This window comes from Curtobacterium sp. PhB191, assembly GCF_004346515.1.
GTDB lineage: Bacteria > Actinomycetota > Actinomycetes > Actinomycetales > Microbacteriaceae > Curtobacterium.
Genome location: NZ_SMBV01000001.1, coordinates 269,241 through 282,972 on the forward strand (window position 1 = coordinate 269,241; position 13,732 = coordinate 282,972).

The 13,732-nt window shown below is 71.3% G+C and carries 12 protein-coding genes; 2 read left to right on the plus strand and 10 right to left on the minus strand.

The features are described 5' to 3' along the window. Positions 1-29 precede the first annotated feature (29 nt). From tsaE to glmS, 5 genes are read right to left on the minus strand one after another with little or no spacing between them, the layout of a single operon-like run. The gene (gene tsaE / locus EDF48_RS01265) at positions 30-542 is read right to left on the minus strand and encodes a tRNA (adenosine(37)-N6)-threonylcarbamoyltransferase complex ATPase subunit type 1 TsaE (protein ID WP_243698006.1); all 513 of its coding nucleotides are present in this window, start codon (positions 540-542) and stop codon (positions 30-32) included. Continuing rightward, positions 539-1,705, minus strand: coding sequence for an alanine racemase (alr, locus tag EDF48_RS01270; protein ID WP_165901382.1), 1,167 nt, complete (start codon positions 1,703-1,705; stop codon positions 539-541). The genes tsaE and alr (EDF48_RS01270) overlap by 4 nt, the downstream gene beginning before the upstream one ends. Then, complete coding sequence (gene alr / locus EDF48_RS01275; protein ID WP_131877648.1) at positions 1,702-2,805, minus strand: alanine racemase; 1,104 nt, start codon at positions 2,803-2,805, stop codon at positions 1,702-1,704. Before alr (EDF48_RS01275) ends, alr (EDF48_RS01270) begins: the two co-directional genes overlap by 4 nt. Continuing rightward, positions 2,802-3,176: a holo-ACP synthase gene (locus EDF48_RS01280; protein WP_123293157.1), complete on the minus strand. Its 375-nt coding sequence runs from the start codon at positions 3,174-3,176 to the stop codon at positions 2,802-2,804. The genes alr (EDF48_RS01275) and EDF48_RS01280 overlap by 4 nt, the downstream gene beginning before the upstream one ends. Positions 3,177-3,183: 7 nt before the next feature. After that, positions 3,184-5,031 (minus strand): glutamine--fructose-6-phosphate transaminase (isomerizing), encoded by a 1,848-nt coding sequence (glmS, locus tag EDF48_RS01285; RefSeq protein ID WP_123936953.1) that lies wholly within the window; start codon positions 5,029-5,031, stop codon positions 3,184-3,186. Positions 5,032-5,101: 70 nt separating this feature from the next. On the opposite strand from glmS, the gene EDF48_RS01290 reads away from it, so the two are divergent. Together EDF48_RS01290 and coaA are read left to right on the plus strand one after the other, a co-directional pair. Beyond that, positions 5,102-5,587: a glutathione peroxidase gene (locus tag EDF48_RS01290; protein WP_111083439.1), complete on the plus strand. Its 486-nt coding sequence runs from the start codon at positions 5,102-5,104 to the stop codon at positions 5,585-5,587. Positions 5,588-5,614: 27 nt separating this feature from the next. Further along, complete coding sequence (coaA, locus tag EDF48_RS01295; protein ID WP_123339480.1) at positions 5,615-6,559, plus strand: type I pantothenate kinase; 945 nt, start codon at positions 5,615-5,617, stop codon at positions 6,557-6,559. Positions 6,560-6,788: 229 nt separating this feature from the next. On the opposite strand, the gene glmM is transcribed toward coaA, so the two are convergent. The 5 genes from glmM to truA all read right to left on the minus strand — a co-directional run bounded on the left by glmM (position 6,789) and on the right by truA (position 13,577). Then, entirely contained in the window at positions 6,789-8,162 is a 1,374-nt protein-coding gene (glmM, locus tag EDF48_RS01300; protein WP_123936954.1) for a phosphoglucosamine mutase, read from the minus strand. 22 nt (positions 8,163-8,184) lie between these two features. After that, a complete protein-coding gene (gene rpsI / locus EDF48_RS01305; protein ID WP_111083442.1) occupies positions 8,185-8,670 on the minus strand; it encodes a 30S ribosomal protein S9 in 486 nt (161 codons plus the stop codon). Between the two features lie 37 nt (positions 8,671-8,707). Further along, the gene (rplM, locus tag EDF48_RS01310) at positions 8,708-9,154 is read right to left on the minus strand and encodes a 50S ribosomal protein L13 (RefSeq protein WP_071259898.1); all 447 of its coding nucleotides are present in this window, start codon (positions 9,152-9,154) and stop codon (positions 8,708-8,710) included. A 331-nt stretch (positions 9,155-9,485) separates the two neighbouring features. Next, positions 9,486-12,608, minus strand: coding sequence for an ExeM/NucH family extracellular endonuclease (locus tag EDF48_RS01315; protein ID WP_207913209.1), 3,123 nt, complete (start codon positions 12,606-12,608; stop codon positions 9,486-9,488). Positions 12,609-12,689: 81 nt separating this feature from the next. After that, entirely contained in the window at positions 12,690-13,577 is an 888-nt protein-coding gene (gene truA, locus EDF48_RS01320) for a tRNA pseudouridine(38-40) synthase TruA (RefSeq protein WP_243692326.1), read from the minus strand. Between the last annotated feature and the right edge of the window lie 155 nt (positions 13,578-13,732).

The following is a 13,732-nucleotide window of genomic DNA, read 5'->3' on the forward strand; positions in this document are numbered from 1 at the left end:
CGACGTCGTGAGGCCGATGGGCCGCAGGGTCAGAGCGAAACGCCCGCCCAGCGTGGGCCGGTCGCGCTGACGACGACGCGGCGGGGTTCGTCGGGGACGTCGTCGGGGTCGTCGGCCTCGTTGGCGCCCGAGGCGTCGGCACCGGTGGCACGGGTGATCTCGACGTCGAGCACGCTGTCGCTGATGCCGTCGACCATGCCGCGGCCCCACTCGACCACGACGATCGACGCCTCCCAGTCGAGGTCGAGGTCGTCGAACTCGACGGGGTCGGACAGCCGGTACGCGTCGACGTGCACCAGGTCCGGGCCGGCGGTGGTGGGGTGCGTCCGGGCGAGGACGAAGGTCGGGCTCGACACCTGGCCACGCGCGCCGAGAGCAGCGCCGAGGCCACGGGTCAGCGTCGTCTTGCCGGCGCCGAGCGGCCCGGTCAGCACGACCAGGTCCCCGACACGCAGGACCGCGGCCAGCCGCGCCCCGAGCTGGCCCATCGCATCGGTGCCGTCGACGGCCGTGTCCAGCAGGACCCGAGCGGCGCCGGTCACGACTGGTCGCCCCGCAGGTACTCCCCGACGTGTCCCTCGATGTCGTGACCCTCGTAGAACCGTGGCACGCGGGGCCCGATGCGGCAGACGATCTCCTCGCCGATGGTGCCGAGCGCACGGCCCCAGTCGAGGACGGTCATCTCGTCGTGCTCGCCGGTGCCGAACAGGGTCACGGTGTCGCCGGTGCGGACGTCGTCGTCGCCGACGTCGACCAGGAACTGGTCCATGGCCACACGGCCGGCGACCGGGTAGCGCTTGCCGCCGATCGCGACCTCGATGCGGCCCTGCGCCAGACGGGGGACGCCGTCCGCGTACCCGACGGGCACGAGCGCGAGGGTGGTCTCCGAGGCGGTGCGGTACGTGTAGTCGTACGAGACGCCGGTGTCGACGGGCACCCGCTTGGTCTTCGCGACCGACGCCGTCAGGGTCATCACGGGTTCGAGCCCGAGGTCGGCCGCCGAGACACCGTCCGCGCCGGGGATGCCGAACAGGTTGGCGCCCATCCGGACCATGTCCTTGCGGAACTCCTTGCGCTCCAACCCGGCGAGCGAGGCGGCGACGTGCTCCATCGGGAGGTCGAGCCCGAGGTCGTCGGCCTGCTCCACGGCGGCGTCGAAGAGCGCCACGGCGTCGGCGTCGTCCTGGTCCGAGGACTCCGCCAGGTGCGTGTACGCCGCGACGACCTCGATGCGGCCGGCGCGCTGGGCGTCCAGCGCGAGCGACACGAGCGCTGGCCAGGCCGCCGGGGTCGCTCCGTCGCGGTGCAGCCCGGAGTCGAAGCCGAGGTGCACGCGCGCGGGTCGCTGGTCGACGGCGTCGATGACGCGCCGCAGCTCCGGCACGTTCGAGACACCGAGGTCGACGGCGGAGTCGATGGCGTCGCGGAAGTCCAGGGCGGGGTCGTGCTGCCAGGTGAAGAGGTGGACGTCCTCACCGACGCCGATCGACCGCAGACGCAGGGCCGCGGGGACCGTGAGCACCCCGATCCACCGGATGCCGGCGTCCACCGCGGCGAGCGCGATCGGCTCCAGACCGTGGCCGTAGGCGTCGGCCTTCATGATCGCCATGACCGCGACGGGGTCCATCCACTCGCGGACCAGGTCGAGGTTCGCGCGGTAGGCGTCCAGGTCGATCCGTGCCTGGCGCAGGGGTGCGGAGCTCACGTCGTCCTCCGGTGCACGCTGTGGCCGACCCGGGCGACCACCTCGTAGTTGATGGTGCCGATCGCGGCGGCCCAGTCCTCGACCGCGGGGTCGCCGTTCGCCGGGTCACCCCAGAGCACGGCTTCGTCGCCGATGCTGACGTCGGCGTCGCCGATGTCCACGTGCATGGCGTTCATCGCGACCCGGCCGACCACCGGGAACGTGCGGTCGCCGATGCGGACCGAGACCCGGTTGCCGAAGTCGCGGTCGAAGCCGTCGGCGTACCCGAGGCCGATGACAGCGAGGCGGGTGTCGGTCGACGCCCGCCAGGTGTATCCGTAGGACACACCCTCGCCGGCGCGGACGTCGACGGTGCGGAGCACGGCAGCGGTCACACGCATAGCGGGGCGGAGGCCGAGGTCGGCCGACGTGCGGTCGGTGAACGGGCTCAGGCCGTACAGGGCGAGCCCGACGCGGGACAGGTCGCGGCGCGTCTCCGGCACGGCGATGCTCGCGGCGCTCGCGGCGAGGTGCACCAGGTCGGGCACGATGCCGTTGGCGGCGAGGCCGTCGAGTGCGCGCTGCAGTGCGGCGTCCTGGTCGAGGTCGTCCGTGCGCGACGCGTTCGACAGGTGGGACATCAGCCCCTCGACACGGGTGCGGTTGCCACCACGGGCGAGGGCCCCGGCGGTCGCGAAGAGTTCGGTCCACTCGGACTCGACCGCACCGTTGCGGCTCAGGCCGGTGTCGACGCAGATGTGCACGGCGCCGACCTCGGAGTCGGCAGCGGCGGACAACTGCTCGACGCTCGACACCGCCGGGGTGATGCCGTACTGCGCTGCCCGGCGGAAGTCCTCGTCGGGGGCGTGCAACCACGCGAGGATCCGGACGTCCTCGTCGATGCCGCCCTGACGGAGCGCGACGGCCTCGTCGATGTCCGCGACGCCGATCCACTCGGCACCGGCGTCGACGAAGGCCCGTGCGGCGTCGAGCGCGCCGTGGCCGTAGGCGTTGGCCTTGACGACCGCGATGACGCCGGCCGGTGCGACCTGCTCGGCGATCGTCGCGTAGTTCTCGATCAGCGCTTCACGATCGACCGTGATGCCGGTGAACGCACTCACTTCGTTGTTCCCTCCAGGACCACGAACGCGGTCGCGATGCCTCCATCATGCGAGAGCGACAGGTGCACGCTCGTCACGCCACGCGCATCCGCCACCTGTCGCGCCTGTTGGTGCAGCGTCAGCGACGGGTTGCGCTGGTCGTCCGACACGACCTCGAGGTCCTGCCAGCTGAGCCCGGCACTGGAGCCGAACGCCTTGATCAGGGCTTCCTTGGCCGCGAACCGCGCAGCGAGCGACGCGATCGGCCGTTGTTCGCCGTCGCGGACCTGCTCGGCCGGGGTGAACAACCGCGCACGCATCGCCGGCGTGCGCGACAGCACCCGTTCGAACCGCTCCAGGTCCACCACGTCGACCCCGATGCCGATGATCATCGTGCGACTACTCGACGGTGACCGACTTCGCGAGGTTGCGCGGCTGGTCGACGTCGAGGCCCTTGGCCGCGGCGAGCTCCATGCCGAACATGTGCAACGGCGCCACGGCGAGCAGCGGCTCGAACAGCGGGGTCGCGAGCGGGATGCGCAGGACCTCGTCGGCGAAGGGCAGCACGGCGGCGTCGCCCTCTTCCGCGATGGCGATCACGCGAGCGCCACGGGCGCGGATCTCCTGGATGTTCGACACGACCTTCGGGTGCAGCGACCGCGGGTCACGCGGCGACGGCACGATGACGAAGACGATCTGCCCGGGCTCGATGAGCGCGATCGGGCCGTGCTTGAGCTCACCTGCGGCGAAGCCCTCGGCGTGGATGTACGCGAGCTCCTTGAGTTTGAGCGCACCCTCGAGCGCGATCGGGTAGCCGACGTGGCGACCGAGGAACAGCACGCTGCGGGTGTCCGCCATCCAGCGCGCCAGGTCCTTGATGCCGGCGGCGTCCTCGATGGTCTGCTGCAGCTTCGGGGCGAGGCCCTCGAGCTCGGCGACCTGCTCGGCGATCTGCTCCGCCGTCATGGTGCCGCGGAGGGTGGCCAGGTGCAGGCCCAGCAGGTACAGCGCGACGCCCTGGGCGATGAAGGCCTTCGTCGACGCGACGGCGACCTCGGGCCCGGCGTGCGTGTAGATCACGGCGTCGGACTCGCGCGGGATCGTCGCGCCCTGGGTGTTGCAGATCGACAGCACCTGCGCGCCCTGCTCGCGGGCGTACTTGACGGCCATGAGCGTGTCCATGGTCTCGCCGGACTGGCTGATCGAGACGACGAGCGTGCGGTCGTTCAGCACCGGGTCGCGGTAGCGGAACTCGTGGGCGAGCTCGACCTCGACCGGGATCCGGGCCCACTGCTCGATGGCGTACTTGCCGAGGATGCCGGCGTACGCAGCGGTGCCGCAGGCGATCACGATGACGCGGTCGACCGTGGCCAGACGCTCGGCGATCGGGTCGAGGTCGGTCAGGGTGACGGCACCGTCGTGCACGCGGCCGAGGATCGTCTTGGCGACGGCCTCGGGCTCCTCGCTGATCTCCTTCGCCATGAACGAGGACCAGCCGCCCTTGTCGGCGGCGGAGGCGTCCCAGTTCACCTCGAACTCGCTCGGGGTGGCCGGGGTGCCGTCGAAGTGGATGACGTCGACGCGGTCGGGGCGGATCGTGGCGATCTCGTCCTGCCCGATCGCGAGCGCGCGCTGTGTGTAGGCGACGAACGCGGCGACGTCCGAGCCCATGAAGTTCTCGCCGTCGCCCAGGCCCACCACGAGCGGGGAGTTGCGACGGGCGCCGACGACGACGCCGGGCTGGTCGGCGTGCACGACGAGGAGCGTGAACGCCCCGTCCAGTCGCTGCACGGCCTGCTGCATGGCGGCGGTCAGGTCACCGGTCTCGCGGAACGCCCGACCGACCAGGTGCGCGGCGACCTCGGAGTCGGTCTCGCTGCGGAACTCGATGCCCTCGGCCTGCAGCTCGGCGCGCAGCTCGGAGAAGTTCTCGATGATGCCGTTGTGGATGAGGGCGAGCTTGTCGCCGTCGGCCAGGTGCGGGTGGGCGTTGCCGTCCGTCGGGCCGCCGTGGGTCGCCCAGCGGGTGTGCCCGATGCCCGTGGTGCCGTCCGGGATCGGCGACGACTCGAGCTCGTCGACGAGGGCCTGGAGCTTGCCCGCCTTCTTGGCGGAGACGAGGTCCCCCGCAGGATCGACCACGGCGATGCCCGCCGAGTCGTAGCCGCGGTACTCGAGGCGACGGAGGCCACCGAGGAGGACGTCCTGGCTGCTGTTGCTGCCGACGTAGCCGACGATTCCACACATGGAAGCGATCCTACGGTCTGCCTGAGCGCGGACCCTGCGAAGCAGCAGGGCTGGGGATAACGTTTCGGCCATGGGACGCTTCGACGACATCGCCATCACCACGCTGCACGGCGAGGACACCACGTTCGGTTCGTTCGCGGACAAGGCGGTGCTGGTCGTGAACGTGGCGTCGCGGTGCGGTCTCGCTCCGCAGTACGAGCAGCTCGAGGCCCTCCAGAAGCAGTACGGGCCGCGCGGCTTCACGGTCCTCGGGTTCCCGAGCAACCAGTTCCTGCAGGAGCTCGGCTCGTCCGAGGCCATCGACGAGTACTGCTCCACCACGTGGGGCGTCACCTTCCCGATGTCCGAGAAGGTCAAGGTGAACGGCAAGAGCGCGCACCCGCTCTACCAGGCGCTCAAGGAGACCCCGGACGCCGACGGCAAGGCCGGTCGGGTCAGCTGGAACTTCGAGAAGTTCCTCGTCGCCCCCGACGGCACCGTCTCGCGCTTCCGTCCGACCACGAAGCCGGACGCTCCCGAGGTGATCGCGGCCATCGAGGCCGCCCTGCCCGCCTGACGGTCACCCGTCTGTACGCTCGTCCCCATGCCGATCCCGGAGACCGCCGTCGCGCACCCGACCCCGTTCGTGGAGATCCCGCGGCACGAGTGGTCGCAGCTCGCACCCAAGGAGCACCTGTCGCTCACCGAGACCGAGATCGTGCAGCTGCGCGGGCTCGGCGACCGGCTGGACATGCAGGAGGTGCAGGAGGTCTACCTCCCGCTGTCACGGCTGCTGACGCTCTACGCGGCCGGCGCCCGCAACCTGCACGCGTCGACATCGGCGTTCCTGGGTGACCGCGCCGGACGCACGCCGTTCGTCATCGGCGTCGCGGGCTCCGTCGCCGTCGGCAAGTCGACCGTCGCCCGACTGCTCCGCGAGCTGACGAAGCGCTGGCCGGACACCCCACGCGTCGAGCTGGTGACCACCGACGGCTTCCTGTACCCGAACGCCGAGCTCGAGCGTCGCGGGATCATGGACCGGAAGGGCTTCCCGGAGTCCTACGACCGTCGCTCCCTGCTGCGGTTCGTCAGCCAGGTGAAGAGCGGCGCGACCGAGGTCCGGGCACCGTACTACTCGCACCTGGTCTACGACATCGTGCCGGACGCCGAGATCGTCGTCCGCCAGCCGGACATCCTCATCGTCGAGGGCCTGAACGTGCTCGCCCCGCCGGTGCACGGGCGGCTCGCGCTGTCCGACCTGTTCGACTTCACGATCTACGTCGACGCCAAGACCAAGGACATCGAGGCCTGGTACGTCGACCGGTTCCTGGCCCTGCAGGAAGAGGCGTTCTCGAGCCCGGACTCCTTCTTCCACCGGTTCGCCTCGCTGTCGCGCGACGACGCGGTCCGGACGGCGACCGAGGTCTGGCGGGCGATCAACGAGCCGAACCTGCTCGAGAACGTCCTGCCGACCCGGTCCCGGGCGACCCTGGTGCTGAAGAAGGCCGCCGACCACAAGGTGAACTCGGTCCTGCTCCGCAAGATCTAGCGCGGGCGCGCGCGGGTGCGCGCGGGCTTGCACCCCGGTATGGGCGTCGCGCCCCCAAGAGTCGGGGCGCAACGACCGCAGCGGGGCGCGCGACGCAAGCGGGGCGCGACGCGGTCGCGTGCTCGCCCGATTGCGCCCCGGTACGGGCATCGCGCCCCGAAGAGTCGGGGCGCAACGACCGCAGCGGGGCGCGAACGCGGCGCGCGCGCAGCGCGAAGTCGCGCCCGCCCTACGCGGCGTCGAGCGCCAGGCGCTCCTGCACGACGGCGGCGAGCTCCTCGGCGATGCGCTGGGCATCGTCCTGCGAGGCGGCCTCGACCATCACGCGCACGACCGGCTCGGTGCCCGACGGACGGAGCAGGACGCGACCGGTGTCACCGAGCGCTGCTGAAGCCGCGGCGACCGCGTCCTGCACGCCCTGGTCGGCGAGACCGTGCCGGTCGACCCCGCGCACGTTGAGCAGCACCTGCGGGAACACCGTCATGCACGAGGCGAGCTCCTGCAGCGACTTCCCGGTGCGCGCCATCTCGGCGACCAGGTGCAGCCCGGTCAGGATGCCGTCACCCGTGGTGGCGTACTCGTTGAAGATGATGTGGCCGGACTGCTCGCCACCGATGGAGTAGTCGCCCTCGTTCATCTTCTCGAGCACGTAGCGGTCGCCGACGCCGGCCTCGATCACGGTGATGCCCGCGTCGGCCATGGCGCGCTTGAGCCCGAGGTTGGACATGACCGTCGCGACGAGGGTGTCGTCCTTCAGCCGGCCGCGCTCCTGCAACGACAGCGCCAGGATCGCCATGATCTGGTCACCGTCGATGGCGTTGCCCGCGGCGTCCACCGCCAGGCAGCGGTCGGCGTCGCCGTCGTGCGCGATGCCGATGTCCGCGCCGGCAGCCAGGACGGCGCGGGACAGGTTGTCGATGTGGGTCGAGCCGACGCCGTCGTTGATGTTCCAGCCGTCGGGCTCGGCGCCGATGAGCGTCACGCGGGCCCCGGCGTTCACGAACACCTCGGGCGAGACGCCGGCGGCAGCACCGTTGGCGCAGTCGAGCACGACGTGGATGCCGTCGAGCCGGTGCGGCAGCGTGCCGAGCAGGTGGACGACGTAGCGGTCCTCGGCGTCGGCGAACCGGGTGATCCGGCCGACGTCGATGCCGGTGGGGGTCGGCGCGGAGTGGTCGTGCATGGCCGCTTCGATGCGGTCCTCGACCTCGTCCGGCAGCTTGCGACCACCCGTGGCGAAGAACTTGATCCCGTTGTCCGGGGCAGGGTTGTGCGACGCGGAGATCATCACGCCGAAGTCGGCGTCGATGTCCGCGACGAGGAACGCCGCAGCGGGAGTGGGGATGACTCCGGCGTCGAGCACGTCGACGCCGGCGGAAGCGAGCCCGGCCGCGACGGCGGCACCGAGGAACTCGCCGGAGACGCGCGGGTCACGCGCGAGGACCGCGCGCGGGCGCGGGCGACCGGACGCCCGGCGGGCGTCGGCATGGTGTCCGTGTGTGAGAACGGCCGCGCTCGCCTGGGCAAGACCCAGTGCGAGCGCGGCCGTCAGCTCGCCGTTGGCGAGACCACGAACCCCGTCGGTACCGAACAGACGCGGCATTGCGATCTTCAGCCGGTGACGACTAGCGCTTCGAGAACTGCGAAGCCTTGCGGGCCTTCTTGAGACCGGCCTTCTTGCGCTCGATGACGCGGGCGTCACGGGTGAGGAAGCCGGCCTTCTTGAGGGTCGCGCGGTTGTTCTCGCGGTCGATCTCGTTCAGCGTGCGGGCGATGGCGAGGCGGAGTGCGCCGGCCTGACCCGAGGGGCCGCCACCGGTGATGCGGGCGACGACGTCGTACGAGCCGAGGAGCTCGAGGACCTTGAACGGGTCGTTGATGAGCTGCTGGTGCAGCTTGTTCGGGAAGTAGTCCTCGAGCGAGCGACCGTTCACGACGAACGTGCCGGAGCCCGGAACGAGGCGAACGCGCGCGATGGCCTCCTTGCGGCGCCCGACGGCACCGCCGGAGACGTTGAGGATCTGACGGGGAGCAGCCTCGGCAGCGGCGGGTGCGCTCTCCGTGGTGAAGCTCTCCGGGGTCTGGTCGAGGGAATCAGCGATCTGAGCCATGAGTTTCTCTATGTCCTTGAAGTCGTCGTGGCCGGAACTACTGTGCGACCTGGTCGAAGATGTACGCCTTGGGCTGCTGCGCGGAGTGCGGGTGCTCCGCGCCGGCGTAGACCTTCAGCTTCTTGAGCTGCTCGCGACCGAGGGTGTTCTTCGGCAGCATGCCGCGGATCGCCTTCTCGACGGCGCGGGTGGGGTGCTTCTCGAGCATCTCCGGGTAGGAGGTCGCCGTCAGGCCGCCCGGGTACCCGGAGTGGCGGTAGTAGACCTTCTTCGCGAGCTTCGAACCGGTCAGGGCGACCTTGTCGGCGTTCACGATGATGACGTAGTCACCCATGTCCATGTGCTGGGCGAAGGTGGCCTTGTGCTTGCCGCGCAGGAGCGCCGCGGCGTGGGTGGCGAGACGGCCGAGGACGACGTCGGTCGCGTCGATGACGATCCAGTCGTGCTGGACGTCTGCCGGCTTCGGTGAGAACGTGCGAGTCACAGGAGTGCTGCTTTCGTGTCGAGGTGAGGAGTCCGTGAATCCCACTCCGGTCGGGGTTCCCCACGGCAGAAGCCGGCGGAACGCCCGGATGGAGGGCTCATCTGACTGTCCGGCGCGCGTGGCGCACAGACCAAGGTGAGAGCTTAGCCGACGCGGGTCGCGTCGGTCAAACGCAGCCACTGCCGGACGGGAGGCCCGTGGCGGCCTGGCCACGGGCCTCCCGTCCGTCCGTGGGTCGCGCCCACCCCCGCATGGTGAGCAGCAATGGTCGGGTCGCGCACGGCGAACCCGTCCATTCCTGCTCACGAAGTGCTCAGGTGGGGCGTGGGGACTACTCCGCGGCGGCCGCGGTCCTCCGGCGGCGGACGATCAGGACGCCCGCACCCGCGGCGAGCAGCAGGAACGCGATGAGCGCACCGACACCGAGGCCCTCGGCACCCGTGAACGCGAGCTGCCCGTCAGCGGTGATCGTGATCGGGGTCCAGCCGATCAGGCTCCCGTCCGCGGCCGTCACCGCGAGGCGGTGTGCACCAGCGGGGGTGTCCGACGGGATCGTGACGCGCACCGTGCCGTCAGCGCCGACCGTCACGGTGCCGAGCAGCGTCGGGGTCGAGTACAGCCACACGTTCACGACGTCACCCGCGTACTGCGTACCGACGGTCACCGTGATGGTCTCCCCCGCACGAGCCGACGACGGCGCCGAGACGCTCCCGCGGTTCGCGTCGGTCAGACCGGTCTCCGACGGGGCCACCGGCGGCACCGCTCCCGGAGCCGACGGGGTCGGAGCAGGGGTCGGCTTCGACGTGGGCGTCGGGGTCGGGGTCGGGGTCGAGCCGCCGTCACCCGGCGTCGGGGTCGGGGTCGGCACCGGGGTCGGGTCGGTCCCGGGGTCCGTGCCCGGGTCGGTGCCTGCAGCATCGAGGTCGAAGCCGACCAGGATCGGGTCGTGGTCGCTCGCGCGGAACACGTCGTCGGTGTACAGGTCCGACGCGTTGTAGTTGTAGCGGCTGTACTCCAGACCCACCGACTCGACCGAGTTGATGTTCCAGATGTCCACGCCCGTGACCGTCTCGGTGGCGGCCGGGGACGCGAACACGTGGTCGAGCGACCCGCTCAGGCCGGAGAACACGTACGAGTACTCGGTGGCGTCGAGCGCCGGGCCGAGGTCGGTGTAGCCGGCGTCGTCGAGGACGACCACCGGGTCCTCCTTGCTGTAGGCGTTGAAGTCGCCGAGCATGAACACCTTGTCGGTGCCGTACTGCGCCTGCATGTCGGTGGAGAAGGTCACGAGGGCCTTGGCCTGCCGCACCCGGTCGGCGTTCGAGGCGCCCTGGCCGTCACCCTGGTCGGCGTTCTCGCCGGTGCCGGAGCCCTTCGACTTGAAGTGGTTCGCGATCACCAGGAAGTCGTCGTCCGCGGTGCCGCCGACGGGGCGGAACGCGTCCGCGACGGGCTGCCGGGCGTTCGTGAAGGCGTCGTCGAGCAGGATCGTCGACGCACCGACGGGTTCGACGCGGTCCTGCTTGTAGATGAGCGCGAGGCGGATGACGTCCTCGCTCGCCGGGACGGTCGCGGGCGACTTCGCGTAGGCCCAGGTGTCCTCGCCGGTGGCGGCGTTCAGGGCGTCGACGAGCGTGGCGACCGCGGCGTCGCGGTCCTGGCCGAAGCGCGCCGAGTTCTCGATCTCCTCGAGCGAGACGACGTCGGCACCGAGGCCGTTGATCGCCTTGACGATCTTGACCTGCTGGCGCAGGAAGTCCTCTTCCTCAGCAGCACCGCGGGCGTCACAGCCGGAGTTCACCGTGACGGGGTCGCCCGCGCGGTCGGTGTAGTACGAGCACCCGGTGAGCTGGTCGCCCGTGGTCGGGAAGTAGTTCAGCACGTTGAACCCGGCGAGCTTGAGGTCGCCGCCGACGTCCTGCGGCTTCGCCTGCCGCACGTTCGAGAACGACGCGGGCAGGTCCGCCGCCGGGGTCGCACCGGTGATCGGCGCGGTCGGCTGGAACTTCCACCCGCTGTTGCGGTAGTCGAGGACGACCGGACCCTCGAACGTGGCGGTCGCACCGACGGTGACCGGGCCCTGGGTGAGCCAGGACACCGGGATGCCCTGGTTGGCCTTCGTCAGGAAGTTGGTGCTGGCACCGTCGTCGAGCGTGACCTTGCGCGCGGCGTTGGACGCCGCGGCAGCCGTCGCCTCGGCGCTGCCGGGGCGACCGACCTCGGTCGGCTGGACGAGCCGGCCGGCGCCGCTGGCGAGCACGACCTCGCCGTACTGGTTCGTCGTGTAGTTGTCGGCGACGGTGTAGGAGCCCTGCGGGGCGATGAGCATGCTCTCGAGCGACTCGCGCTGCGCGTCCGACGACGGGAACGCGACCGCGGCGGGCTGCGGGGCGGCGACGGCGTCGCTGAGCTTTTCGAGCGAGGATGCCCCCGACACCGTCAGCTCGGTCAGGCCGAAGTACTCGGAGACCGCACCGGTGACCCGCACGTGGTCGCCCTCGGCCACCAACCCGGCGGTCGCGGACGAGAAGACGAAGACGGCGTCGGACGCGGTGTGGGTGCCGAAGTCGATCGCGCCGCCGGTCCCCGGGGTCTGGATCGTGTAGCCGTTGAAGCCGCCGGACGCGTAGACCGCGGTCACGACGCCGTCGGTGGTGACGGTCTTGCCGGCGTAGGGCGAGGTGTCCGTGGTGCCCTGCAGCTGCGCGATGGTCACGGCCTCGGCAGGGGCGCCGGGGTCCGTCGGCTCCGTCGGGTCCGTCGGGTCGGTGGGCTCCGTCGGGTCGGTCGGCGCAGCCGTCTCACCCGCGGCGTTCCGCGGGGTCAGGGTCGTCGTCACCGAGAAGTCCGCGCCGTTGTCGTCGGTGTCCGCGGTGCCCTGGCGGACCAGGCCGTTCGGCACGGCGTTCGCACCCTCGACGGTGCGCACGGTGCCCTCGTACGTGTTCGAGGCGCCGTAGCCGAGCAGGTCGACGACGCCCGCGGTGCCGGTCGCCACGGGACCCGCGGCGAGGGCCACCGGTGTGGCGGCGTTCGACAGCACGATCGTGCCCGTGGTGCCGGAGGGGTTCAGCGACGCGGTGTCGTCCGCCGTCGGCAGGTCCGCACCGACCGCGGTGGCCCCACCGTTGCCGGCCATCGACACCAGGAACGTGCCCTCGGCCGGCACGGTGCCCTCGAGCGCGCTCGTCGAGAAGGTGCCGGTGCTCGTCGCCGAGCGGTACTGCAGCGACCAGCCGTCGAGCGACACCGGGGCGTCGGTCGGGTTGCCGATCTCGATGAACTTCTGGTTGTAGAAGGCGCCGTTGCTGCCGGCCTTCAGGTAGGCCTCCTCGATGACGAGGCCACTCCCCTCGGGGTTCGCGGTCGCTGCGGTGACGGTGACGAGCGGGGCCGCGAGGAGTGTCGCGGCAGCCGTGGCGCACAGCAGAGTGCGCCCGAGGGAGTTGGGCATGCCCGCACGCTACCGACCTGCGGAGTCCCTCAGGTTGCGTCGAGGTAAATGATTGCGTTCGGCAACATCAGGACGGGGCGTTCACTCCCGCCGCGCCCGCGTCTGCTCCGCCCGCCCCGCGAGCTCCGCGTCGGCCGGGTACCCCACCTCGGTCAGGGTCAGCCCCTTCGCCGGAGCGGTCTTGAACGCGCTCGTCCGCGTCTCGGCGACGCGGAGCTCCTCGAGTCGTTCCGGCCCGAACCGTCCCTCGCCGACGGCGATGGTCGCCCCCACCATCGCGCGCACCATGGAGTGGCAGAACGCATCGGCCTGGAGGCGCGCCACCAGCACGCCGTCCGGCTCGCGGTCCCAGCGGAACTCCTGCAACGTCCGGATGGTCGTCGCGCCCTCGCGCGGCTTGCAGAACGTCGCGAAGTCGTGCAGCCCCAACAGCGTCAGCGCACCGCGCTCCATCGCTGCCGGGTCGAGGCTCGCCCCGTGCCAGACCGTGTGCCCGCGCCGACGTGGATCGCGCGGGGCGTCGGCGTCCGCGATCCGGTACTCGTACCGTCGCCAGAGCGGCGAGAACCGTGCGTCGAACCCGTCGGGTGCGACCGACGCCCGGGTGACGACGACGTCGCCCTCGGGTGCCGCGATGCCGTTCACGCGTTTGACGAGCCCGTCCAGCGGCGAGCGCCCCGTGCCGCGTTTGGCGCTGAGCGCGTCCCACTGCTCGGCGGACAGGTCGAGGTGGGCGACCTGGCCGGTGGCGTGCACGCCGGCGTCGGTGCGTCCGGCGACGGTGAGCAGTGGCGGCTCGCCCCACCGGGTGAAGACGGTGGCGAGGGCGGCCTCGAGCGCGCCCTGCACGGTCCGCAGCCCGGGCTGCCGGGCCCACCCGGAGAACGCGGCCCCGTCGTACGCGATGTCCAGCCGCAGCCGGATCCCGGCAGCCTCGCCGCCGCCCTGCGGGCCCGCCGTCTCGTCCACGCGACCACCGTACCGGGGCTGCACCGCGCCTCCCGGCAGTCGGCGGACACCCGTCTGCACAACCGAAGGCCGCTGCGCCGCTGACGCGCGCTGTCCACCGGTGTCAGCGCCACGTCAGTGCCGCGTGAGCGCCCCGCGGCACCATCGTCCTCGAC